We start from the raw sequence: 25,337 nt of genomic DNA on the forward strand, positions 1-25,337 counted from the left end.
ATATTGGCTCAGAAATCTCCAAAGTCGTTAGCAATTCCTAAACTAACTGCCCAGGTTTCCCGGAGCAATTCACTCTCATCGTCTGCATCCTTAACTATTAAATAGACGTTACTAGGGGGATTAGCAGTAGTTACGGTCAACCTTAAGTTATTTTCCCGATCGCTAGGATGTGGGCTAGTGCTGCTTAAGTTTGCTCCTCGCACATCTGTTATCGGTGTATTAGTTTGGGGATCGTAGAAAGCAACTGTAATTTGACGCGATCGCCATCTCCCCTCAACCGCATCACTTTGTACTAACGTCAATGTAAAACGATTATTCGTTACCCGCCGAACTCTGGCACTTACCTGTACCCCTACTTTCCTGGCTGGGCCTTCGTCTCCTTTAACCGCCCGTTGGTGATGATAGGTGATGACTGGTACGCATATCTCTTGGAGAGATGCCCCGCCGTGGACAAACTGCGCTCCTGCACCTTGGACGGCAAAGCGTAAACTACCACGAGGTACGATCGCGACTGTGCCATTTTCTGTATAGGGCAGACTAAAGTGCAGTAATGTTGAGTCATTCAACTGTTCTTGTGCTAGCAGATAGCGGCGTTTGCTTTCCAGTACTACTTCACCACTTGGTAGGGGTCGCTTGTCTGCCTCTTGAATGGGGCGACGTTGGTATAAAAAACCGTGGTCTGCGGTGATGATAACGTTTGTACCATTGATAGAATTACAAATTTTCTTTACCAGCCGTAGCAGTTCGCTAATTGCTGTTCCGCAAGCTGATAGTACTTGACGTTCGCTAGATGCCTGATCGCCGATCGCATCAATGACGTTGTGATAAATGTAGATTAAGCGATAAGGTTGCACAGCAGCCCGTCCTTCGTCAGTATTCATCTCTAGCAGGTCTTTGGCGCTAAGTACTGTAGCTTCTACCCGACTATTTTGGTTTAGTACCTTTTGCCTTGCTAATGCTCCTTTAGTACCAAGCCCATCCAGTCGGACATCATCATCACCTGGTATCAGTTCTAGTTTTGACCCTGGAAGAAGTGCTGCCATACCCAACCGTGTCACGCTGGGTAAAACTCCCAATTGTGCCTCTAGGCTGGTTTCACCCCGAACTTCTTTTTTAATAACCTCTTCGAGTTCGCTGGCGACTTCGTAGCGCAAAGCATCGGAGATAATCACAAATACTTTTTCGCGATCGCTCCGTTCTAAAATTGGGAATACGTGCCTACCAAAAAATCTAGTTTGGGATGCTATGCCCTCCAATTCCCAGTTGTTGTTGCCAAGGGCATCAGACCAAGCTTCTCCTAGACTATCCAGGAACCATTGGGTGTATAGATTTTCCACATCGTCAATTAAACCCTTGAGGATATCCCCTTGGGCAGCATCGCTCTTGACGATAAAGTGGCGATAAGCTTTGTCAAAAGAGTGTAAATCGCTGGCGTAGGCTTTGAAGAGAAGTGGGGCTGGCTGGCGGAATCCTTCTGGATACTGTTGCTTAAATTCCAACAGAGCGATCGCAGCTTCTAATGCTTGATAAATCTTCTCATACTGGGGAAACCAAATCAGCGTATGACGTGCCTGTAACCAAGTTCGCCAGGGTGTCAATTCCGTTATTTGTTGCCCCATTTGCATTTGCAGTGTTTTAACGCAGGTGCGGATTAATACCTTATCTACCACCTCGAAACTCGCTGCTTCAAATAAAACTTCCGGCTCTAAATTCTCTATAGCATCAAATATATGTAATTGTTCTGCCACCTCACTGCTGAGGATCTTCCAGCCTAGAGAATCCTGCTGGTCGCGCATCCACTGGTCGATAAAAGCATAAGCCCGTTGTCCAGGAATGATGACTTGGTTTGCTAACTGGGGCGGGATGGTATCGTGCAGAGATTTAGCAAAATGCGTGATTAGCAGCTGCACGAATAACTTGTTTAAACTGGGGTTTTGCTTAGGAAAGTCCGTGTGTTCTTGGACTACTTCCCAGAAAGCTTCAGGGGAGATAAAACGCTCAATATCAGACCAGAGGGCGTTATCCGACTCTAATAACCCTCCCAGCAGCACCCGCCGAATCAGTGTCCCTGCATCGGGTACTTTTAAGCCTGCGAGGACGGAAAGCATAGCCAGGAGTAACCCCCGTTCGTCGCTGTCGGGGGAAATACCCATTGCTTGCAGGGCTTCTGTTCGTTTGCGGCTTTTAAAGAATTTCTCATGTTCCCGGATGACAATTTCCAGACCGCGCGATCGCAATCCTAAATCTGCATATATGAGGGCGGCGGGGTCAGCAGAGAAAGTTAAACCGCTTTTTTGGATGTCTAGAAGCCAGTTTTCTTGGGGCGCAGGTTCGGCAAAGGGGGCGTACAGTAGAAAAGTTTGATTGGGTTGCTCGACTAGCAGGTGATATTTGACGGTAAAGGCAGTATCAGCGAGTTGGAGTTTTTCTACGCCTTCGAGTTGGAGTTCATTGAAGCTGCTGATAAATTGTTGTTCGGGGTCGTACCAAAACACCACCCTCCGTCCTGGGTGTAACCAACGGGCTGAATCTTGGAAGAGGGTTTCTAGGGTGTTTTGGATACGAGTGGTGTTCATTCTAGGCAGGGTGAGTGATGAGAAAGTGTATTTTATAATCCAATTTCCACCCAATATGGCACACACTTTATAATTAAACTATTACTCGAATAGTTCCACCATGCCAGCCAAAGACATATATCATGATGAAGTCAAGAACGCATTGATAAAAGACGGTTGGACTATTACGGCTGATCCTTACTTTATCAAATATGAGAATGCTGAACTCTACGCCGACTTAGCAGCAGAAAAACCAATTGCCGCAGAACGCCAGGGACAGAAAATTGTTGTAGAAATCAAGAGTTTTCTGTGAAAATCATACATTAATGATTTTCACAGTGCATTAGGACAATACATTGTCTATCGAAATCTTATTCAGCTTACTGAGCGAGAGTATACACTTTATTTAGCTATTGATGATATTATTTATTATAAGTTTTTTCAACGAAAATCTGTACAAGCAGTCATTAATCAAAATCAACTTCTATTAATAGTCGTCAATACAGATAAAAAGGAGATTCAGCAATGGATAAGATAGAAAAATACCGCAATGCTATTAAGAAGATACTTATTGAATATTATGAAATGACTAATGCTGAGATTGCAAACTCTGGAGAAGTGGAAGCAAGCGATCGCTTGGCTTTTGATGAAGAAAGAGATCAATATATTTGGTTTCGGTTTGGCTGGGATGGCAAAAAGCAGATACAGCATATTATCATGTATCTCTGTATTAAGAACAGCAAAATTTGGGTGGAAGAAGATGCAACTAATTTATGCATTGTTGATGACTTTTTATCAGCCGGAATACCCCAAACTGATATTGTTTTAGGGTTCCATCATCCTAGTAAAAGAGGTTTCACAGAATTTGCTACAGCCTAAAGAGGCAGGGTAAATGACTATGATTTATTGTTAATTACGAATTACGAATTATTTCAACAATTCCCTTTTCCACTGCGAGGCTTTTTCTAAGTCAGCAATTTTTAAATCTGCACCTTCATAAACTAAACCTTTAAAGCGGGTGTAGTTGTACGCTATACCATCGTCAAGGTCAAGATTAATTCGCGCATCGGCTTGGGTTTGTAGCTTGGCTTGGTAATCTCGCAGTTCTAGCTGTTGGGCTTGCAGTTCTTTCAGACGGTTTGTGGCAGCTTTTTTAGCGGCGCTAGAAGTGGTATTATCTAGCTGTTGTTGCGCCCTGACAATTTCCCCATCTAGTTTGACTTGCAATTCCAAAACATAATCTGTGCGGATACGAGCAAGAGCATCTTCGCTGTAACGGTGTAAATATAGTAATGCGCCAAAAGCTCGTTTTTTTCCACTGGTAAACAGCCAGTAAATGGGGCGTTTTTTATAAGTTTGAATGTGGTCAGCAATGAATTCTTGCAGAAAGTAGCGACGGATGCGTTCTTGGGCGCTTTCGCCGTTTTTGAGGGTGAGGGCGTTGGCGATGAAGTTGAGGTTTTCGGTAAGGGTTTCGGGACTGTAGGCGACTCGCAGAAATTCTATGAAGCGGGTAACGATATCGTTATCAAAGTATGCTTGGTCTGTGATGGGAATAATTGCATCACTGCTGGCGCTTAAGGTTTGGTGTAGGGTGGGGTCAAAAGGTTGTCCGGCGTGGATGAGTCCGGGTTTGTCGAGGGAGTAGCGCCCCATGATACAGCCGACGGCATAGGAGATTAGAGAACGGATATCTTTGTTTAAGTCGGCACGGCGGATGGTGATTTGGTCGTCGGGTACTTCTGGGGTGAGTTCGTCTTGTAAGCCATAAGCTTCTATCCAGTAGCGGTTGTTTTCTTCTTCTAGGCGTTGGAGTTCGCGGAAAGCAGTTTCTGATTTACTTTGCCAGATGGTGAAGGCTTCGCTGAGGTGTTTGGTGTTGTGGCGTAGTAAAGGGTGGGTTTGGAAGTCCCAGGAGGTTTCAAAGTTGTCCCAGTCTTGACGGGAGATGTTGATTGCTTGCTCAGTATTCTCTATAATTCTTTGATTAAAATTATTAATAATTGGTATTTTACGAATTTCCCCAGCTTGAAAATTCAGTGTAGGACTAAGCGCAAGAATAAAATTATTTATAATTTTACTAGATAATAAGGCAAGAACTAAAAGTAAATTATTATGCTCTGAGAATATTGTTGGACAAGCTGAATTGAAAACCATACCTTCTGGTGTGTATCTAATCGCAAATAAAGCAGAAGTAACTCTTGTCCAACTAGCCCCTTCTCTAAAGTAGTATTGTCTTGACGGTAAGTGATTTCCTGAATTTTCTAATTGCTCATAAGCTGTAGAATCAAATTTTAAGATATAGTAAAAATTTCCATACCACTTACGATATTCACCACCTTTAGTATGTGGAACATATAATTTTTTGCTTTTGATAAATTCGCTTATACTTTTCTTAGAGAATCCTATCTTGTCTATTCCTACTTCTGTCCATAACTTAATATAGTAATCATTGTTACCTGTATCTAGACCAACACGAGGTTCCGCTATTTCCTCCAAAACTTTTCCTTGTGCAAAAATATCTTTAATTCTTTCGCTTACCCAATAAGCGATCGCACTCCCCGGAATCTTTGCAAAATCAGCAGGCTTAGTATAATAATTACTGTTATTGAAATACCTTTGTTCTAGTTCCTCATTACTAGCAACACTGCCCTGTTTATCAAATAATCTTTTAAATACCCCTAATCCATCCTGGTAAACTTTATTACGAATAACAAACGAACAACTACCAAAGTCTGAGCCAAAAACGCCTCTACCATTATGTACTAGACTTTCTAAAAATGTTGTTTCTAGAATAAATTTACGCAAATCCTCAAAGCTGGATAAAAACATCCAGTTAGGTATGGTTAGCATTGCCAATGAACCATTAGCCATGCATAATTCAATATTTTTCAGAATATAACAAGCATATAAATCACCTTTACCAGCTTTATAATTCTTATTTATAAATTTTTTAACCACATCATTAAACGAACCATCGCCCATGTAAGGCGGATTTGCCACCACAACCCAATACTGATTTCTCAACAACTCCGCTTGTAATAACAACCCCCGCAAAGCCGGAACATACGCTCGAAATAGCGAATCACTCGCCTCTAAATTATCTAATTGCCATTGCAACTTCTCACGATCAAAAGCTGGCGGCGTAATTAAACTTCCTAAATTCTCCGCATCCTTAAAAGCCTCAATTAACGGTTGCCAATCTTCCGCATTTAATTCTGTAGCAAGTGGTAAAGTCTGACTATGGGTAGGACGCACAGCCGTAATATTCAAAGCCAGAGATTTCCGCAAAATACGCGAGTTCTTCGCCCGTGCTTTCATCAACACAGCAAAACTCGCTAACTGTGCTGCACGTTCATCAATATCTAAACCATACAAATTGTGCGTCAAAATCAGCGCCGGAATATCTCGCTCTAAATAACCTTGCTCTTTGTAAATTTCAAATAGCAAATCAAACGCATAAACTAATATGTGACCACTACCACAAGCAGGGTCTATCACAGTCAACTCTTGAGGCGTTAAAGCTTGCGGTTTTTCACCCTCACCATTATCGTTAGGATTTTCCAAATAGTAAGGCATATATTCACGCAAGCGTGATTCCGGGTGAGACTCTAACCACAACCGCCCTAAACTGTTCTCCACCATATACCGAACAATCCAGTGGGGGGTAAACAATTGAGTTGCTGCGGGAATATCTGCGGCTGCAACCTTAGACTTTGCCCCAATCACCTCATCCTTGCGTTCCGAAATGTAGAACTGATACAGCCAACCCACTACTTCAATATTCTGCCAGTCCTCCTCTGGAATCTCCTTTACCAACCGCCGTACAATTGAATCCTGATTTAACAAATTTCCAGGCAAAAACAGCGCTTGGTAGTTCTGACGAGGGTCAAACAGTGCCGGAATTCCCTCTGCCAAAGCTTTACACTGAGCTAACAGCAGACGGCGGTAGAGAAACTCATCGGGATTAGGATCATGATTGGCAAAACTGCGCCACTCATTGAGAGTATCGAAGTCAAGTCCAGGTAAATCACCCATTTCGGCAATAGAACTAGCATCCCGTAACAAATCAGGGTCTACCAAATTGGAGTCGCTACTACTCAACACCCGCCCGATATATCCATTCACCTCCATAAACCGCAACGCCGCCAAACGGTTAAACCAGGTGTAGGCAATTTCATCTATCAGCGCATCTACCGCCTGGGACTGGCTGGAACTTAGCGTTAAATCTTGCAAGCGATTTCGCAGTTGATGATACTGGTTTGCTTCCGTGGTATTTAGCGTTTGACCAGCTACTAATAGTCCCCCCGCCACTGTCTGAGGTTCTGTAATACTTTTGTGAGTTATACCAAATTGGGCAGCACGAGCTTTAACTTGTTCTCGTAGGTAACGACGCGCCCAAATAGCAAAGTTTTTGATAGCAGTGCGGTTCATAAACTAATAAGGGAATAGGGTGATGCAGTAAAGGTACGAAAATGATTGGTAAAACTAAGTAATATTACTCAAGACGAACGCGATGATTTTGTTGAATCTCATCTAATAGGGTTTTCCGTAACGCCTCTAGATAAACATCCACATCTTGCAGTGTTTCCAGTAGGGGTTTAGGCGCAACTCTCGCTACCTGCACCGATACGATGGGTTTGACACAAGTAGCTTTGCCGTTACTGCCATTGTTTGACTGACGCTGAATGATTTCATTGGCTTGCTGATCTACTTTTTGCAGCAATTGTGGGAGGATGTTTTCTAGTTCACTCTGACGTGCGATCGCAGAATCGATACTTGTTACTTGGTTAACTGAGGTGACAACTTTATCGATGTCTTGAGTGATATTGCTGAGGTCTAGCTGTGCAGAAATGTCTTCGTGAGCGGAAGTCACATACTCAGCTAATTTCTCCCGCATTGCCTTGCTTTTAGTCTCCACCTGATAGATTTGAGTTTTTAGCGCCTCCTGCACCTTATCTTTAACAGGTAGGAGTAACATTGCTAATTCTGGAATCTTGGCAGTGGGATCAGACATCGCCAAAATTTGCTTAACTAAATCCACCCGCCTGAGCAAATCTGGCTCACTAATATGGCGTAGTTCTGGTTCTAAAGTTTTTAGGTCATTACGAGCTTGCTGGAACAGCTTAATTTGTGTGCTGAAGAAGGATTGCAGCTTTTGCACATCTTCGATAAATTCTTCTATATCATCTCGTCGCTGACGAAATGTGTCGAAAAACTTAGCCGCACTGTCCTTGCTTAACAATTCAGCCAGCAAATCTAAGTTAGTACGCAGTAATTGGGCAAAGGGAAGCCCACCTTCTGCTTGGATTAACCAACCTTCTAGTTCTTGAGAGCGTTTTATTAGGGCCTTTTTGTATTCTTCAAATAGCATCTGTGGATCGCTAGACATCTTGCCATTGAGGAAGTCGCTGGCCATATCTTTGGCAATCTTCAAGTTTGCTGGGTTAATTTCATCGGTAAGGCGGACGGTATATTTATCTATTTCTTTGCGCGATCGCAACTGCATCACTAAACCTTTATCATGCAGATTAACGTTGCCTTGAGCGTGTCGCAGTTCTATTACACCCTTGTTAGCAAGTTCCGCCATCACTCCCAAAGTGTCAAATTCCGACCAACCATAAGGACGGCCTGCAAACTTATCTACCAATGCCTTAATACTGACAAGGCGGCGAAGGCGGGTTTCTTCCATTAACCAAGCTCGCATTTCACTATGAGCAGCCACATTAACAGGTTGTCCGTTAATATCTTGTTCTTGACTCTCACGAGTTAGGGCATTGCTTACCTGATCTTCGTTTTCAAAACCACTAGCCACATAACCGAGCTTTTGATACACATTGTCTACCAAGTAAGTAAGACCCTCAGTCAGCAGACTCTTAGCATCTCGGTTGCGAATATTTAACTTACTCCCACAAGCAAATACATCAGCACGAGTAATCAGCTCCTCTAAAATGATTTTCAAATCTTGACGGCGTTGATTATTCTCGTCAGATCGTGTAGTTAAAATTCTCTGGATGCTAGGGCTAAGGTCGTTACGACGCTTCAAACGTAAATATTCATCTGTTTTGACTAAGGTTTCTAGGTCGTTCAGTAAGCGCCCGTCATCAGGAAGTTTTACCAGCACCTCATAACCAGTCATTGTAGACATCATACAGAAATTCTCATTCTGTAGTGAGCTTGTCCCTACGTAGGGGGTAACAATATGTAGCGTGATATCACTTTGCTGGCTATGGAGTTGTTCATCCAGCTTGCGATTGAATTTATACTGGTGTCGCTGACTGTAACGAAACTGCTTATCAGGGAAAATTTCTCCCCAAACAAGTTTTTGCAATTCTGCTGGAATTTTTCCCGAATCAACTTGAGTGTTTTTGATTTCCCTGCCAATGTCTTGCTCCTCATGGGTCAGGAAAATATATTCATCACTATTGCGCTGGATGAGAGTTTGATGTTCCAAGCGCCCTAACGCCGCTTGTACCTGCTGCCGCAGTTCTAACTTATCCTGGTCAATATTATTCAAGCTTAAGGTGGTCAAGTTATCTAAATTCGCCCGAATTTCCTTAAGATACTTGACCATAAACAAGGTTTTTAACAGGTCAATATCAAAGGGCTGTAGTCGTGGGTTTTGAGCCGCCTGAATAATTACCTGGCTGATGATACCATCCAAAAAGCCTTCTACTGCCATGTAAAAGGTGTGAAACGGAACCAGCACACCAAGGGGTTCTCCGGCTACCGCTTGGGATGCAACCTGAAATGCATCCAATAGCGATCGCTCTCCTGATGCCAAGTGCTTGCCAGCAGAACCCATGAGGCGAATTTGAGTAAAAACCTTTTGTAACAGATTAAACTGATAGGGAATAAAGGGATACGCGGTAAAGAAATCTTGAGGATTGCCATATCCCGGCATATCGGCGCTGTCCTGAGTAAAGGCAATTTGGTTTCTCAGAATAGCAATCTTCTGGCTATACAAAGCTTCCAACCCAACCCGCGCCGCATCAGTTTTGCCCAGCAAGCGTAACTTAATTACCTCATCGGTATTAGCAGAAGACAAATTTAGTGGGCGATAAAAACGACCAATAATCTTAGAAAAATCCTCGCCTTTAATCTTGTTTTTAGTAATTTCATCCATTGCCTCTTGGGATGTCACCACCACCCAAGCTTTTCCCAAACAGTAAGTACCCAAATCTTCCACAACAGTCTGTAGGTTCAGCATCAGTTTGCTGTCTTCACCGATATACTGTCCTACCTCATCCACCATAAAAATTAGGCGATGTTGCGGCCCTTTACTATCCAGATACTGCTTTACCATGCCAGCAAACTTTTCTGGACTCAAAGTATAATTTTGTTCGCTGAAATCCAGTAAGCGGTTAGCCGCTTCTGCACTCATGCCCGTACTAGTTTGTAAAGCACTAGCGATCGCATCTTGATGAAAACCCCAAGCATCTCGGTTTTCCTTCCATTCCAAGCCACTCTCTGCCAAGAAAGCTTGTTGAAAAGCTGCATATTTACCTTGGCGATCTAGTTGACGTTCAAACTCAGCAATGGGAAGAACCGTCCCAAAATACCCCAAATGCTCGTCAAAGACCTTCTGAAAGACTTTGGTAATGCTTTCTTTATGGTTTTTATTATTGGCATCAGCTTTGGAGTCGATATTGAATAAAATCACATCGCAAGAACTATGTGCCGCCTGTGCTATCAAGGCTTGCAACATCGGATCAGGTATGCGTTTTTCATCAAAATAATCCAAGGCACGGCTAGTTTCCAGTTGATGATTAGCCAATAGGTATGACAGAATCTTCAAAAAGTGAGATTTCCCTGAGCCAAAAAATCCAGAAATCCATACGCCCATCTTATCAGTAGGATTGCTTAGGGCATTAGTGTAGCGTTCAAAAAATGTCTGAAAGTGCCTATCCAGTTCGTTGGTAACGACATACTCTTCCAATTCTTGACGAATATTCTCGTCGTCCTTCTGCCCAACTTTAATAACGCCATTGATATTACGGTGAATGTCCTTTTGGAAGAGTTCGGCGATATTCATAAGTGGTGTTGTTGGTGGGGAATCAGAGGGAAGGCCCGATAGTAGTTGTCATCCTTAAAGGTGTCGAATAGGCGTAGTTCATGCCCATCGTAAGAACCAGGGAAAAACATCACTAGGGGGATTTTGTCAAGTACTGGGTGTAGGTTGTTGAGAATACTGTGTGATCGTAAAAGGGGCCAGCTAGCACCAACTCCAGTCATGATTACAAGCTGTTCATTACCCCTAAGTTTTTTTTGGATGTAGGCAATAACCTGGTCAGGTCGGACAAGAGGCGCAACGGTCTTAGCTAGGGCAGCATTTCCTTTAGTTGCTTCTAACTCAAGAGCTTTTTTGAGTACCCCTCTTTCTGACAAGATGTCGAGGATAGTCTTGTAAAGGTCGATTTCCAGCAAAATAAGCTGGATCGGTGAACTCGTCAATTGCGGCTTCAGGCGATCGACGTAGCGCTGTACCAATGGTTCATATTCAGCATCATAATCAAAAATATAAAAGCCAATTTCGTTACCAATGCCACGGTTACTCAGTAGGCGTGCATCTTGCAGCTTTGGTAGTAGTGCATCAAGACGCTGATTAATGGTCAATGTGGGCATAACTTCCGCATTAACCCGCAGCTAAATTAACTGTATTCAAGTGCTTATTTATATACAAAGTAAAATACATCCTCAATATTTTTTATCAAGGATAATCGTTCAATGGCTACAAGCTGTATGTAAATTTACGGCTTTTGTTAGGCAATTAATAAATTGTATTTTTCTAGATGTCAACAGGCTTGATCTGCTGTTGTTGAGTTTTGAGAGAGGTCTAGGCTTTTTCAGATTCTGGGTAAAGCATAATGTTACTGAATCTCAAGTATTCTTATGCGGTGTAATAGTACTTAATATTACTCGCTAAAGCGTTTGAGGTTTTGGTGTAAGACTTCGTGAATGCGATCGCTCCAAAAGGGAATGACAGTTTGTCCTTGACAAAGTGCTTCTAGGGCAGCTTGCTTATCAAACTCTGCCATTTGCAAAGGTTGTTCATGCGATCGCGTGGGTAATAACATTAGCCGCTTCATCTTTTCTTCGGGGACAGACTCATTAAACAACCAAGGTTCCCGTTCCCGCAGTGTTTCCAATGCTGCACGGCAAACCTCAAAATTTAAACCGATTGACAGCAACTGTTCCATTACCGTTAACGCCAACAGGTCAGCTTTGGAATAGTAAACATTACGACCTTTGCCAGTACTGTTAACCGTAGGTACTATAACTCCCTTCTCCCGCCAATACTGCAACTGACGGCGAGAGCAATGAGTAATTTCTGCTGCTTCTGTGCTTGTGTAGAACTTTCCTTCCATAAGAATCATCCTATAGAAGCATCTCCTAAAACACATTATTTTTTTGTACAACATTATGTGTTTTTGTGATATTTTATTTTTATGAGCCAGATTACTATTCAATGTCGTCTAATTGCCAGTGAATCTACCCGCCAAAAACTCTGGGAGTTAATGGCAGAATTGAACACACCCCTAATAAACGAAGTGCTTCAACAACTTAGTAAACATCCAGATTTTGAGAAATGGCGAAAAAATGGCAAATTACCGTCAACTGTTGTTAACCAACTTTGCCAACCCTTAAAAACTGACCCTAGCTTTACAGGTCAACCCAGCCGTTTGTATCTATCAGCAATTCATGTTGTGGATTACATCTATAAATCTTGGCTGGCCATACAGAAACGGCTACAGCAGCAGCTAGATGGCAAGATACGCTGGCTAGAAATGCTCAATAGCGATGCTGAATTAGTAGAAATTAGCGGCTGTAGTCTAGAGGCAATTCGTACCAAAGCTGCTGAGATTTTGGCAGTGGCTACGCCAGAATCTGACTCTAATGCTCCTTTGACCAAAAGAGGAAAGACTAAAAAATCCAAAAAATCATCCGCTTCCAATCCTGACCGTAGCTTATCTCATAAATTATTTGATGCTTACCAAGAAACAGACGACATACTCAGCCGTAGCGCCATCAGTTATCTGCTGAAAAATGGCTGCAAACTTAATGACAAAGAAGAAGACCTCGAAAAATTTGCTAAACGCCGCCGTAAGGTTGAAATCCAAATTCAACGGCTAACAGACAAGCTAACAAGTCGAATTCCCAAGGGTCGAGATTTAACCAATGCTAAATGGTTAGAGACACTCTTCACTGCTACAACCACCTTTCCAGAAGACAATGCTGAAGCAAAACGCTGGCAGGATATTCTGTTAACCAGATCAAGTTCTCTTCCATTTCCGTTAATTTTTGAAACGAACGAAGACCTAGTTTGGTCAAAAAATGAAAAAGGTAGACTCTGTGTTCACTTCAATGGCTTGAGTGATTTAACTTTTGAAGTGTATTGCGATCGCCGTCAACTGCACTGGCTTAAACGCTTCTTAGAAGACCAACAGACTAAACGCAAAAGCAAAAATCAGCATTCTAGTGGCTTGTTTACTCTCAGAAATGGTCGTTTAGCTTGGCAAGAAGGCGAAGGTAAAGGTGAACCTTGGCAAATTAACCGATTGACCCTTTATTGCTGTGTAGACAATCGCCTGTGGAGTGCTGAAGGCACAGAACAGGTTCGCCAAGAGAAAGGAGAGGAGATTACCAAATTCATCACCAAGATGAAGAAGAAAAGTGACCTCGGCGAAACACAGCTTGCTTTTATTAAACGTAAAGAATCAACGCTAACTCGAATTAACAATTCTTTTGAGCGTCCTAGTCAACGCCTTTACCAAGGTCAATCACACATTTTAGTAGGTGTTAGCCTGGGTCTGGAAAAACCTGCAAGTGTTGCTGTAGTGGATGCGATCGCAGGCAAAGTCTTAGCTTACCGGAGTATTAAACAATTACTTGGTGACAATTACGATCTTCTCAATCGCCAGAGACGACAACAGCAGTACCTATCTCACGAACGCCACAAAGCACAAAAAAGCTTCTCTCCCAATCAATTTGGTACATCTGAGTTAGGGCAGTATGTAGATAGATTATTGGCTAAAGAAATTATTGCGATCGCACAAACCTATAAAGCTGGCAGTATAGTTTTGCCTAAGCTAGGGGATATGCGAGAGATTGTCCAAAGTGAAATTCAAGCTATAGCCGAAGCAAAATGTCCAGGCTCCATAGAAGTTCAGCAAAAATACGCCAAACAATACCGAGTTAATGTTCACAAGTGGAGCTATGGCAGATTAATACAGAGTATTCAAAGTAAAGGTAGTCAGGCAGGAATTGTGATTGAAGAGGGAAAACAACCTGTTAGAGGTAGCCCTCATGAACAAGCAAAGGAATTAGCACTTTCTGCTTACCATGATCGGCTAGCTAGGCGAAGTTGACAAATATCTGAACCTTGACAATAGAATATTAATAGCGCCGCAATTCATGCTGCTTGCAGCCTCTGAACTGTGTTAAATGAGGGTTAGTTTGACTGTAGCAATATAGTCTTGCTTTCTGACCCTAGTAGCTGCTCACCCTGATGCTGCTGTCTTTATGACAGGATAGGTGCGCTCCCAGCAATAAGGGCGCGGATGTACTGCTGTAGTGGCTACTGAATCACCCCCGATCAAGGGGGAACCCTCCCCAATTCTTCATTTGAAGGACTAAAATCAAGGCAAAATTTCTAAGAGTTCCGCGCAAGTTCCAAATACCTTGCCCCGTCTGAATTTATCGTTTTTCCATACAGATATGATTCTTGTAACTGAGGCTTAAATAGGAAATTGGGAGACATACGCGCTGAGGATATCTAGAAAAGTTGCCCTACAATATTTTGAAACTGAGTGGGTGGCAACAACCCTCCAGGTACTGGGTGGGTTGAAAGCCAGCGCAAGCGGCAAAGCTCAGTTACCCTTAGCCCGTGGCAACAACCCTCCAGGTACTGGGTGGGTTGAAAGATTAATTGGGCAATTAAGCTTAAACGAGCAAGGTGGCAACAACCCTCCAGGTACTGGGTGGGTTGAAAGATAATCAAACACCCAATCACACACGATCGCGTGTGTGGCAACAACCCTCCAGGTACTGGGTGGGTTGAAAGTTGACAACGAACCTTTTGGCTTCTAGCTGTTGCTGGTGGCAACAACCCTCCAGGTACTGGGTGGGTTGAAAGATTGCAGAAAAATCTGCTCTTAATTTCTCTAGTTGTGGCAACAACCCTCCAGGTACTGGGTGGGTTGAAAGACTCATCCAGATGGGCGATATGAGGAGACTGTAAAGTGGCAACAACCCTCCAGGTACTGGGTGGGTTGAAAGATGTAGGTTTTCATTGTTATTTGGAGGAGTTTAAGTGGCAACAACCTTCCAGGTACTGGGTGGGTTGAAAGGACTCTAAACCGCATTGTCCAGAATCAGCACCGCGAAGTGGCAACAACCCTCCAGGTACTGGGTGGGTTGAAAGGCAAATCTGAAATTATTATGCACGCATACAAAAATGTTGTAATAACCTGCCAGGTACTAGGTGGGTTATCATAATTTTTATTAGGGAGGGTTGAAAGAGAGCGCTACGTTGACATTATCGCTATAGTCTCTGTAAATAAATGACATTAATCTGTCACTGGCACCTAAACGACATCAATTCGTCCCGACGACAGTTAATTAGTCCCAACGACATTAATCTGTCACCGACGACAAATAATTAGTCACTGTATAACAACAATAATGGACGTAACTGGATTCGAACCAGTGACCTCTACGATGTCAACGTAGCGCTCTAACCAACTGAGCTATACGTCCTCAACCACACGATTATCAATAGTAGCATATACTTCTCTAATAATGCAAGATAAAAGACCAAATCAGGCGAACTCTATCGCTCCCTAAGTAATCGAGTGCAGATGATGTGAAGTATTTGTTTGATTTGTAAAAAGGTTGCACCACTTGCTACTAATCAAACAAATAAGTCAAATTCTCTTTCCTTTTGCCTCCAGCAAGACTGCCTGATTTTCTGCAAACATCTTTAAGTTTCTCGAATCCAAAATGCCAATCCTCCCCCACGGCCGCGAGCTGCAATGAAATCTTCTGTGACTAAAAAGAAGCCAAAGAACGGTAGTTTCGCTATAGGTTGGTTGTAGAAATCTTCTGTTTGAACTTTACCACCACGGATTGCTCTGTTGTAAATAACACGACCAAACAAACTGATAATCATCTGGTTAAAGTCAAAGGCCAATAAATTTTTCTTCCCGAAATATTGCACTGGCCCCGTGAGTTTCAGTGAAACTGGGTTAAGCTCAACCTGATTAGCAATTTCGCCTCTGTCTGAATTTTGTTCCAAAGTGGCATTAAAGGAAACATGAATTGTCATGAACTTGGGTACATAGAAACCGTTGCCTAAGACAATTTTGCCGCTACCTCTGTTTTTCTTAGTGCCAGTGACAAAGCAAAGTTGCCATTTACCGAGCAGAAACTCAAACGGATAAGTCAACTTTTGTTGCTTGCCAGTTTTTTCTGCTTGTAGCAATGCCTTTACTAATATTTCAGCACTAGGGCGTATACTTTTCGGTTCTCTATACTTAGCCGCAGCTTGGGATAGCACGTTAATAAAGTCAAATGTCGCTTTAGGTGTTAAATTAGCCGTCATGAAGCCACTCTAGATTTAACTACTTCTTGATTTTCTGATAGATTGTAGCGTTCATCCGCAAAAACCCTAATTTCTCATTGCTCTTCCCTTTCCCTGTGGGAGAGGGAGGTTGTCGGGGAGAGGTTCATCGAACTCACGTTAATAAAACCTCCAGCCTCCTGCCTACTAAGACTTGATATTCTCTATCTTCACCAAGGATTACCAACCATTGTAAATCCAGCCCAATAATAAGGATGCATAAGTGATTCATCAGCACTATCAGCAGGTAAAGGCAAATTTCCAACTCCTCCTAAACCTTGCACTTGTCCATCCTTGACATAAATTTGTCCTTTGAGCATAGCTACCTGAGCCTGTCTGAGAGCTTCTGCCTTGATTGGAGTTGTCTTTAAATTCTCATAAAATTTTGTCATCAACGCCGCTGTGCCAGCATCATTAACCGACCAAAGACTAGCAACACTAGTTTTCACACCTGCCAGCACTGCTAAACCTGCAAATCCCAGTTCGGATTCTTCATCCCCTAAAGCTGTTCTACAAGCACTCAGCACGAGCATTTCAACTTCAGGTTCATTCAAGCGCAACTGTCGTAATTGATTCAAGCGTAACTTGTCTTCCCACAGTTGAATATAGGAATTATTCAAAGCACCCCTAGCAAAATCGGCATGGGTTGCCATGTGAATAATTCCAAAAGGTTGTTGGCGGCGGATTGTTTTGAGATTTTCTAAGGTGGCTTGCTTATCTAATAATAATTTGCCCTGCCAGAGTTTAGATACTAGTGTTGATAACTCAAGGGGGACTGCTGGTAAAGGCTCTTGTCCCTGAGTACTCTGAGAAATCCCCAGCGCTAAAATTTGAGATTTTTTGATGTCTTTATAGAGGGTATTAGTCAAACTAAGACTAGGCATTAAGCCAATACTATATTTTTCTACTAGAAATCCCTTACCATCGTGAAGTGCTGCCATTGGGGTTGAACGTAACCCAATATCTGGTAAAAAGACCAGATTGTTGATTCCTCTCGCCTGTAAATCTGCCTCTAGTGGTGCAATAATCCAGCGATAAAGTTGTTGAGATGAACGCAAATAACCGGTGCGGCGACGGTTTTGTGGACTAACGATTTGGTCGCGAAATTCTTGAGCTACTTGCAGAACTTTGGTTTTTGTTGTTTCTGGGATGCGCTTGCGGATAGGATCGCCTTTTCCAGTTACTACTACAACTTCTAGTTGGTCGCTATCTTTTTCTGCTACGGTATTTAACTGTTTCGTAAATTTTTGAACTTTGCCTAAATTTACTTCTGGTTGAATTTCCACAGGGACAAAACTGATGTATATAAATGCAGGTTTAATACCAGTAGCTTCTTCAATTTTACGAGCAATTTCTTTGGCATCATCTAGTGTTTTGATTCTAGGGCTGGATATGCCTAAATGGTCGGCAAAATCATCTGTGAAATTGTCTTCGGGAGTGGGGTCAGTATTAAGAACGGGGTTATCAATCTGAGGATTATTGAGGACAGGGTTATTCGGTTTACTTGGTAGATTGCATTGGAATGTGCAGGGGTCAGGACTTGGAGTAGGACTTGGAGTAGGAATTGGGGTAGGAATTGGGGTAGGAATTGGGGTAGGACTTGGAGTAGGACTTGGAGTAGGAATTGGAGTAGGAATTGGAGTAGGAATTGGGGTAGGAATTGGAGTAGGACTTGGAGTAGGAATTGGGGTAGGAGCCTGACTGACGTTGATTCCTATCTGTACAGGTGCAGAAGAGGAAACGCCGTCATTTGCACTAATTACAAAGGCATTTAGCGATCCATTTGTATCTGCTGGAGGTGTGTATACCAAAGTATCGCCGCTAGATAAGGTTGTAACACCAGGGATGACGGGAACGCCATTGACAGTGATATTTCCCGTATTCACGACATCGATCTTGATGGAGGTGATGTCATTATTAGCATCGCTGACCAGTGGAGCCAAACTAGAGAACGTTAAGGTAACTGGTTGATTAGTCTGGGTATCGGGTAGCGATGAGTTTGCTGTTAATGTCGGCGGTGTGTTGACAGATGTAATGGTGATGCCGGTTGGTGTACCGCTAGCATCTCCACCATTTGGTAAGACTGGAAAGCTATTAGCGATTATTGAATTGTCACCTGTATTAATTGACCCTGCTGTACCATTGACACTTGCATCACCGACGATAAAATCTACATTGTTTGGGCCACCATCATGGCGAATGCTAACAGTACCTCCTGCTGAAGGTTGAACGTTAGTACCTCCTTCGCCAGTAAAAAATCCACCAGTTGCGATCGCTTCACCGGTTCCAATTCCTTGAATCAGTCCGTTGGTTAGCACTTGCACATTGCCACCTTGAACTGTATTTCCATCAACAAAGTCGTCTGCGATCGCCTGGGTGTTGATGTTGGTAAAACGAATATTGCTACCAGATGTATTGGTAGTCTGTAAAGTAACGTTGCCAGATGTAAGGTTTCCAGTTCCATCGACTCCAAGGGCGATCGCTGAGGCGTTAATGGCATCATTCACAGTGATATTATCTGTGCTAGTTAAACTAATCGCGCCAGCTGTGCCGATAAAATCGCCACCTCCATCTTTGACTACAGACGAGTTAATTGCCCCTGTGGTAATACTGCCGCCTGTAGTTGTTGCGACTACATCGCCAGCCTGACCTGAGTTATTAGCATCATTTGAAAAAGAATCAATCCTACCTGTGAGAATATTGCCTGCGGCAGTCAAACTGATTGTTCCAGCAGTATTAATAGTATTAAACCCTTCAGTGTTGCTGGTATCGAGATTATTTAGAGTAATCCCACCACTGCTGCTTGTGACTGTAATATTACCTGCCAAGTAGCCTTGGCCACTGGCGATAATGTTGCCCGCAACGATGTCGCCAGTCGCAGACAAGTTGACATTGCCACTATTGCCAGAAAAATCAGTAGTTGTATTGAGATTGCCCAGTGATAAACTAGCTCCAGAAATGTTAATCGCTCCTCCAGTTGTCTGGATGGTGTTGGTGGGATTGACAAAGTTTACAGAACCAGTTTGTGAGGAGAGGTTGAAGCTACCGCCAGCACCCAAATTTAATGTCGCGATACCAGGAGTCGTTACTCCGGCTGTAGCTCCGGTGATGTCATCGATGGTAATGTTCCCTATAGCTTGTAAGTTGATATTTGCACCTGAAGCGGCGATCGCACCCCAAGAAACTGTATTCGCCCCAATATCTGCATCGCCAAAGGCAATATTGCCTGCTGTAGCATCAAAATCACCTGTCCCGGCTGCACCATCGATAATTGTCAATGTGCTGGGGTCTAGTAATAAAGTGCCAAAGTTGCCATTGACGGCTGAAGTATCTACCAAACCGTTGAAGGTCAAGAAATTTTTGCTTGATACTTCTACAAAACCACCATTGCCAAAATTTGCTCCTCCACGAGCCGAAATTTTTCCAAAATACTGGGTTGTGTCGTTACCCCAAACAATTACCCGTCCGCCATTTCCATTCAAATTACTATCTGCATTAATAACGGATTTTGAATCCACATAAGTCCGATCTGCGTTGGGTAAAGTCCCCTTACCTTGATAATCGCCACCAATTAGTACAGTACCGCCGCCATTATTTCCAGAGGCGTTAATATTGGCATCAATCACCGCGACTTTTTGACCCAAAGCAGTTACCGTACCGCCTGTTTGACTCGATGTATTCACTGTTCCAGAAACAATTGTTGTACCTGGAGTTATGGGAATTGTCACATTAGAGTTTGTCAATTTTACAGTTCCATCAGGATTGGCAGTTAACCCTGTGTTACCAACTGTCAGCAATTCGGGTATTGAGGCGATGGGAATTGTCCAGTTATTGGGTTGGCTGCTACTAGAGGCGAGGGGCTGAATTTCTAGACTCAGCAGATTTCCTGGCTGACTGAGACGCACCCAATTTTGTCCTGGTACTGATGTCACATTAATTTGCCCTCCCGGTGCTGAAAGTTGCCCGGTGTTGACTACAGTACCGCCGAATAAATTCAAATTTTGCCCAGCACCTACTACCAAATTTCCAGTATTGGCGATCGCTCCTGGTTGGTTCATACTAAAGGCAAATCCGTTGGGGTTTCCAACTAAATTTATGTAATCATTAACACCAATAGCATTAAACCAACTGCTGCCAAAACCGATGCCGTTGGCTGTTGTCACCGTGAAAGCACTAGGCACATTTAAACTAGCGTTTGCTCCAAAAACAAATCCGGCTGGATTCATCAAGAAAAGGTTAGCATTGCCACCTGTTACCTGAATTAAACCATTGATAACCGAGGCATTCCCGCCTGTAACTCGACCAAGGATATTTTGCAGCGCCGGACTAGCTTGAAAGTTGGCAATTTGTTCTGGTGAAATTCCAAACTGTTGAAAGCTGTGAAAAAGGTTTGCACCATCTCTTGAAGTTGTGCCGCCGGTGATATCAAGTCGATTGCCGTTGGGAGTTACAATTGTGTTTGTCCCATCGTTAGCAGGAACTATTTGTTGTGCTTGGGCTAATTTGGGATTTACCAGCGAGGCAATAATTAAGACTGAAGCGGCGATGTTGTGTAGTAGAGGTTTTTTGCAGCGTAATCTGAAGCGACTTGTGGGCAATTCTACATCGATTTGTAACTTGTCTGCTAATCCGCGCCGCCAAAGTGCTTGAGCGATCGCTCGTTTAGACCAAAGTATTTGTTCTTTTTGTCTAGTAACAGAGATACTTTGAGAATGATTTCGGTAGAAATAAAGTGGCTCTTTGACTCGGCGCACTTGGGCTACTTCTGAAAGTCGCAGACATAAGTCATAATCATAAGCACAGCAAGAGAACGATTCGTTAACACCTCCTACTCGGTCATAAACCGATCGCCGCATCAAGCGGAAGTGGAAAGTCATGAAATCTACCAACAGACCCGATTGAGAATAAGGAATGTTACAGCGATGACCATAACCGATAACTTTGCCGTTTCGATCGATATTTAAGTAGTCAGTGTAAACAAATCCCGTTTCTGGATGGCGATTGAGGACTGTAGCGGTTTGAGCAAGAGCTGTGGGGGCAAGGATATCATCATTGTCTAATATACCGATGTAAGTGCCGCTAGTTTGGCCGATCGCTGCCTTACAAGCCGCAGCAACTCCTTGATTGTCTGCCTCCACCACCCGCACTCGCCCATCTTTTTGAGCATAAGCGCGAGCGATCGCCACCGATCCATCTGTAGAGCCATTATCCCAAATTAGTAGCTCAAAGTTTTGCCATGTCTGCGCTAAGACGCTAGCGATCGCTTCTTGAAGGTAAGACTCCCGATTGTAATTGACGATGACAATGGAAATCAGTGGTGACATCGAAGTTTTCCCAAGTTTTCTACCTGTTACCACAATATAATGCTAAGGACTATCACTTAGAAGAAATCGCTGTTAATTAGAGTTTTAGTTACAAATCTTTTGAAATTTGAAGATCAAAAATATGATATTGAAATACTCATACAGCCATAGCACACTCAAAAATCAAAATCAGCCCAGTCGTTAAATAAGGCACTCCACTGAAGAGAAATGAGAAAAGAAACAGAAACTGGTGTTCAGCCTAGAGCAACGACTCAGCAAAAAATTGTCTATTTATTTCATCAGTTAGATAATTGCCGGAGTTTGGCAATTACTAAATGCAGTCAGCACAGTTTCAGCTTTCGGTGCGGCTTGCTAATTCTACCTACCGTCTGGATTGTAACTGCAAATGGACTGAAAGCTAGAGCTAATATTTTTACACCGGACTCGGTTCAAAATAGCAGTCAGTCAGAGTTACAAATAGTACAGTCAACAGAACCTACTCCAGCAACTAACCCGAACCCACAACCAGAAACACCACAACGGATTCGGGTTCGGAAAATTCAGGTTGTAGGTAGCACAGTTTTTCAGGAAAATGATTTTAATCCAGTGGTGAAACCGTTTGAAGAACGGGACTTAACTTTAGAAGAAATTAGACAAGCCGCCGATGCCGTTACCCAGCTTTACCTAAATAAAGGCTATATAAATTCCAGAGCAATTCCAGATACTCAACAATCAAGTACCGCAAATGGGGTTGTGGTAATTCAAGTGTTGGAAGGGCGTTTGACAGAGATTGACATCCAAGGGACGCGCCGATTAAACCCATCTTATATTCGTAGTCGCATCCAACTAGGTGCTGGTATTCCTCTAAATACTGGTAAGCTCGAAGAACAACTAAAATTGTTGCGACTCGATCCCTTATTTACCAATGTGGAAGCGAGTTTGCGTCCAACGGGTAAGGTTGGTCAAAGTATTCTCGTTGTCAGAGTTGAAGAGGCGAAAACTTTAATTGGTAGTTTGGGTGTAGATAATTATTCGCCTCCTAGTATTGGGGCGGAGAGATTGGGCGTTGAATTGCGATCGCGCAATTTAACCGGTATGGGAGATGAGTTAGCTGGCTCCTATTACCATACACTCTCTGGTGGTTCCGATGCCTTTGATTTTAGTTATCAGGTTCCTGTGAACGCCATGAACGGCAAAGTGCAGATTCGAGCCGCATTTAATCGCAACGAAATTACTGAGCCACCCTTTGATGCCTTTGACATTCGGGCAAACCAGGATCTTTATGAAATCAATTATCGTCAACCATTGGTGCGATCGCCCAGAGAAGAATTTGCCCTATCTTTAGGATTTACCTATCAAGATGGTCAAACCTTCCTGTTTGATAACCTCGCAACTCCCTTTGGCATTGGGCCTGATGCCAATGGCGTTAGCCGCACCAGTGTAATTAAATTTGCTCAAGATTATATCAGGCGCGAACCAAAAGGAGCTTGGTTTTTGCGATCGCAATTTAATTTTGGCGTTGATATATTAAACGCAACTATCAACAATGACCCCATACCCGATGGTCGCTTTTTCAGTTGGCTAGGTCAAATACAGCGCGTGCAGCAACTCAGTAACGATCATTTATTGCTCGTCCAAGCAGACTTACAGCTGACACCAGATAGCCTTTTACCTTCCCAGCAATTTGTCATTGGTGGCGGACAATCAGTAAGGGGATATCGCCAAAATATCCGTTCTGGGGATAATGGATTTCGGGTAGCGATCGAAGATCGGTTTACAGTCCAGCGTAATGAATCTGGATTATCGACAATTCAACTTGCGCCATTTGTGGACATGGGAGCCGTCTGGAATCAGTCTGATAACCCCAATCCGCTACCCAATCAAACTTTTTTAGTGGGCGCAGGCTTAGGATTAATCTGGAATCAGGCAATGGGAATTGATAATCTGTTTTTGCGCCTCGATTATGGATTTCCATTTATCGATCTGAGCGATCGTGGTAATAACGCTCAGGATGATGGCTTTTACTTTAGTCTTCGCTATCAACCCTAGCTAAAGACTATGGTAATTATAATTTATTATGCGGGCATGATATTATTTGAGCCGGATTTGAGGAAGTCGAGTTTAATCAGCAAAATGCTCTAAAATGCTATTTCACTTACTCCTTTTGGTAGATGACGCACTGATTTCAGTATTTTCCACAGTTAATTAGCTGTTCTTCTGCTTTATCCTAATATTGAACTAAAAAATTAACTTCTTTCTTCAGAAATTTGAATTTTATCCTGTGTATATACACAAAGGGAGAAGTTTTAGTTTATAAATTTAAGAAGGAAAGAATTATAAAAGAAAAGTTATGACACAATCTAACTCGCAAGACAAAAACAGCTTTCTTTATCCTCGTAGTCGGTATTATGGTAAATTTCAGCCAGAGAATTTGGTGTTTAATGCTAACCTCCAAGAATTCTCTCAAAAAATTAGTTACATCACTTGCCTAGAGACAGGGGGGAAATTGTCTCAGGAAGAGGCTTACCAGCAGATTAAGTCTCTTTGGAAAGAGTTGAAACATAGCAAAAAACAATTGTCTATTGGCGGAAATCAAGAAATTTAAACTAATAAGAAGGAGGCATTGGTAATTTTTTTAAATCTAGTGCAAAAAGACTATTGCAAAAATACTTGAGCCGCCCAGAAATTGATTTTAGGGCGGTTTTTTGGCTTTTGCAAGAAGTATCTTTTTCGTCATGTTAATTCTACTTATTACAGGTAATACCAGTTCTGTTATGTCATGTTAATTTAAGTTGTTACAGGTGATACCAATTTTGTATAAAGATGCGCCAAATTATATAAACAACGAACCAGCATAGACGCAAAGCCAATACGGTTTAGTTAAGGTTTTTTGATGAAAATTCTAGATCGCTGTACACACAAGTACTTTCGTCCGCTATGCACTCTTGGGGAAAAGGGTAAAGGTTAAAGGGGAAAGGGACTTTTGCAGTACCTTTTCCCCTTCCCCCTTATCCCCTTCTTGGGACCCCACCCTCCCCTTATCCCCAGAGGGGGCCCCACCTTCCCCTTTTCCCGACAAATGCCAAGAAGTCCGGCGATTCATCGTGTCTGTGTTTACAAAAGTATCTCTTAAAGAATCCGAAAAGCAACAACTTTATTTTGTAGCTTATGATGTACCTACAAAAGCGAGATTTAGCGATCGCCATAAAGTTTTTCAACAGGAGTTAAGCTATGACGCGGCGACTGACTCAAGAGCAATTATCACAAATAGTTACAGAAGTAGAAAGTCTGCAATTGCGTCGGGATGCGGAACTAGACCAACAGCAGGTTAAAGAAATTTTACAGGAGTTGAATTTACCGCCAGAGTTATTAGATGAAGCGCTGATTCAGTTAAATCGCCGCCAAGCACTGGAAGTACAGCAACGCCGGAATCGATGGATTACCTCTGGAGTGGTGGCAATTGTAGTAATTGTCATTGCATTTACAATATTTTTCATGCAGCAGCAAAGTTCTACACTTTCTCGTGTTTCCACTCAACAAGACCGCATCACTTTGACACAAGATAATGGCGGCGACTTAAAGACAATTTCTCGCCAAACCAATCCAGAAGTGTTCTATCGTGTCACCTTAAAGGATGCACCTTTGGGTAAAAAGCTGGCTCTCTCTTGTAATTGGATTGACCCAAGCGGTCAAATTGTCAAGCAAAACAACTATCAAACCCGCGAGATTAATACGTCTGTCTGGGATACCCAGTGTCGCTACACCATTAACCAGGCTACAACTGTTGGCAATTGGAAAGTGCAAATGTTCCTAGAAGGTCGGCAGATTAGCGATGCAACCTTTGAAGTTAAATAGTCT

General features: G+C 42.8%; 12 protein-coding genes, 1 tRNA gene, 1 pseudogene and 1 CRISPR repeat array. Of the genes and pseudogenes, 6 read left to right on the plus strand and 8 right to left on the minus strand.

What is annotated here, in order from left to right; translation table 11 throughout:
- Positions 1 to 8: 8 nt before the first annotated feature.
- Positions 9 to 2,576 (minus strand): BREX-1 system phosphatase PglZ type A, encoded by a 2,568-nt coding sequence (gene pglZ / locus ACR5KR_RS21760; RefSeq protein ID WP_448267984.1) that lies wholly within the window; start codon positions 2,574 to 2,576, stop codon positions 9 to 11.
- A 100-nt stretch (positions 2,577 to 2,676) separates the two neighbouring features.
- Between pglZ and ACR5KR_RS21765 the strand changes: the two are divergent.
- A pseudogene (locus ACR5KR_RS21765) lies at positions 2,677 to 3,093 on the plus strand (XisH family protein).
- Positions 3,081 to 3,434 carry a XisI protein gene (locus ACR5KR_RS21770; RefSeq protein ID WP_448267985.1) on the plus strand — a complete coding sequence of 118 codons (354 nt, stop codon included), beginning with the start codon at positions 3,081 to 3,083 and terminating at the stop codon, positions 3,432 to 3,434. The pseudogene ACR5KR_RS21765 and the gene ACR5KR_RS21770 overlap by 13 nt, the downstream one beginning before the upstream one ends.
- A gap of 48 nt (positions 3,435 to 3,482) precedes the next feature.
- On the opposite strand, the gene pglX is transcribed toward ACR5KR_RS21770, so the two are convergent.
- The 4 genes from pglX to ACR5KR_RS21790 all read right to left on the minus strand — a co-directional run bounded on the left by pglX (position 3,483) and on the right by ACR5KR_RS21790 (position 11,923).
- On the minus strand, positions 3,483 to 6,989 hold the full coding sequence (gene pglX / locus ACR5KR_RS21775) for a BREX-1 system adenine-specific DNA-methyltransferase PglX (protein ID WP_448267986.1): 3,507 nt from the start codon (positions 6,987 to 6,989) through the stop codon (positions 3,483 to 3,485).
- A gap of 64 nt (positions 6,990 to 7,053) precedes the next feature.
- The gene (gene brxC, locus ACR5KR_RS21780) at positions 7,054 to 10,590 is read right to left on the minus strand and encodes a BREX system P-loop protein BrxC (protein WP_448267987.1); all 3,537 of its coding nucleotides are present in this window, start codon (positions 10,588 to 10,590) and stop codon (positions 7,054 to 7,056) included.
- The gene (locus ACR5KR_RS21785) at positions 10,587 to 11,180 is read right to left on the minus strand and encodes a DUF1788 domain-containing protein (RefSeq protein WP_448267988.1); all 594 of its coding nucleotides are present in this window, start codon (positions 11,178 to 11,180) and stop codon (positions 10,587 to 10,589) included. The genes brxC and ACR5KR_RS21785 overlap by 4 nt, the downstream gene beginning before the upstream one ends.
- A gap of 290 nt (positions 11,181 to 11,470) precedes the next feature.
- Positions 11,471 to 11,923 (minus strand): MerR family transcriptional regulator, encoded by a 453-nt coding sequence (locus ACR5KR_RS21790; protein ID WP_448267989.1) that lies wholly within the window; start codon positions 11,921 to 11,923, stop codon positions 11,471 to 11,473.
- 81 nt (positions 11,924 to 12,004) lie between these two features.
- Between ACR5KR_RS21790 and cas12k the strand changes: the two genes are divergently transcribed.
- Positions 12,005 to 13,924: a type V CRISPR-associated protein Cas12k gene (gene cas12k, locus ACR5KR_RS21795; protein ID WP_448267990.1), complete on the plus strand. Its 1,920-nt coding sequence runs from the start codon at positions 12,005 to 12,007 to the stop codon at positions 13,922 to 13,924.
- Positions 13,925 to 14,369: 445 nt separating this feature from the next.
- Positions 14,370 to 14,979: a CRISPR direct-repeat array (repeat unit 37 nt; unit sequence GTGGCAACAACCCTCCAGGTACTGGGTGGGTTGAAAG).
- Positions 14,980 to 15,240: 261 nt separating this feature from the next.
- Here cas12k and ACR5KR_RS21800 read toward each other — a convergent pair.
- The 3 genes from ACR5KR_RS21800 to ACR5KR_RS21810 all read right to left on the minus strand — a co-directional run bounded on the left by ACR5KR_RS21800 (position 15,241) and on the right by ACR5KR_RS21810 (position 21,500).
- A tRNA-Val gene (locus tag ACR5KR_RS21800) sits at positions 15,241 to 15,314 on the minus strand.
- Between the two features lie 223 nt (positions 15,315 to 15,537).
- Positions 15,538 to 16,158: a hypothetical protein gene (locus tag ACR5KR_RS21805; protein ID WP_448267991.1), complete on the minus strand. Its 621-nt coding sequence runs from the start codon at positions 16,156 to 16,158 to the stop codon at positions 15,538 to 15,540.
- A gap of 188 nt (positions 16,159 to 16,346) precedes the next feature.
- Positions 16,347 to 21,500: a CHAT domain-containing protein gene (locus tag ACR5KR_RS21810; protein WP_448267992.1), complete on the minus strand. Its 5,154-nt coding sequence runs from the start codon at positions 21,498 to 21,500 to the stop codon at positions 16,347 to 16,349.
- A gap of 207 nt (positions 21,501 to 21,707) precedes the next feature.
- On the opposite strand from ACR5KR_RS21810, the gene ACR5KR_RS21815 reads away from it, so the two are divergent.
- From ACR5KR_RS21815 to ACR5KR_RS21825, 3 genes are all read left to right on the plus strand, one after another.
- Positions 21,708 to 23,528, plus strand: a complete 1,821-nt coding sequence (locus ACR5KR_RS21815) for a ShlB/FhaC/HecB family hemolysin secretion/activation protein (RefSeq protein ID WP_448267993.1) — start codon at positions 21,708 to 21,710, stop codon at positions 23,526 to 23,528.
- 301 nt (positions 23,529 to 23,829) lie between these two features.
- Positions 23,830 to 24,084 (plus strand): DUF7219 family protein, encoded by a 255-nt coding sequence (locus tag ACR5KR_RS21820; RefSeq protein ID WP_448267994.1) that lies wholly within the window; start codon positions 23,830 to 23,832, stop codon positions 24,082 to 24,084.
- Between the two features lie 626 nt (positions 24,085 to 24,710).
- Positions 24,711 to 25,334, plus strand: a complete 624-nt coding sequence (locus tag ACR5KR_RS21825) for a DUF3859 domain-containing protein (RefSeq protein WP_448267995.1) — start codon at positions 24,711 to 24,713, stop codon at positions 25,332 to 25,334.
- The last annotated feature ends 3 nt before the right edge of the window (positions 25,335 to 25,337 follow it).

The sequence above is a fragment of the Nostoc sp. DSM 114159 genome (genome assembly GCF_053470285.1).

Coding starts and splice junctions, on each gene's coding strand:
- pglZ (WP_448267984.1), bottom strand. CDS start 2,576: ATGAACACCACTCGTATCCAAAACACCCTAGAAACCCTCTTCCAAGAT.
- ACR5KR_RS21770 (WP_448267985.1), top strand. CDS start 3,081: ATGGATAAGATAGAAAAATACCGCAATGCTATTAAGAAGATACTTATT.
- pglX (WP_448267986.1), bottom strand. CDS start 6,989: ATGAACCGCACTGCTATCAAAAACTTTGCTATTTGGGCGCGTCGTTAC.
- brxC (WP_448267987.1), bottom strand. CDS start 10,590: ATGAATATCGCCGAACTCTTCCAAAAGGACATTCACCGTAATATCAAT.
- ACR5KR_RS21785 (WP_448267988.1), bottom strand. CDS start 11,180: ATGCCCACATTGACCATTAATCAGCGTCTTGATGCACTACTACCAAAG.
- ACR5KR_RS21790 (WP_448267989.1), bottom strand. CDS start 11,923: ATGGAAGGAAAGTTCTACACAAGCACAGAAGCAGCAGAAATTACTCAT.
- cas12k (WP_448267990.1), top strand. CDS start 12,005: ATGAGCCAGATTACTATTCAATGTCGTCTAATTGCCAGTGAATCTACC.
- ACR5KR_RS21805 (WP_448267991.1), bottom strand. CDS start 16,158: ATGACGGCTAATTTAACACCTAAAGCGACATTTGACTTTATTAACGTG.
- ACR5KR_RS21810 (WP_448267992.1), bottom strand. CDS start 21,500: ATGTCACCACTGATTTCCATTGTCATCGTCAATTACAATCGGGAGTCT.
- ACR5KR_RS21815 (WP_448267993.1), top strand. CDS start 21,708: ATGAGAAAAGAAACAGAAACTGGTGTTCAGCCTAGAGCAACGACTCAG.
- ACR5KR_RS21820 (WP_448267994.1), top strand. CDS start 23,830: ATGACACAATCTAACTCGCAAGACAAAAACAGCTTTCTTTATCCTCGT.
- ACR5KR_RS21825 (WP_448267995.1), top strand. CDS start 24,711: ATGACGCGGCGACTGACTCAAGAGCAATTATCACAAATAGTTACAGAA.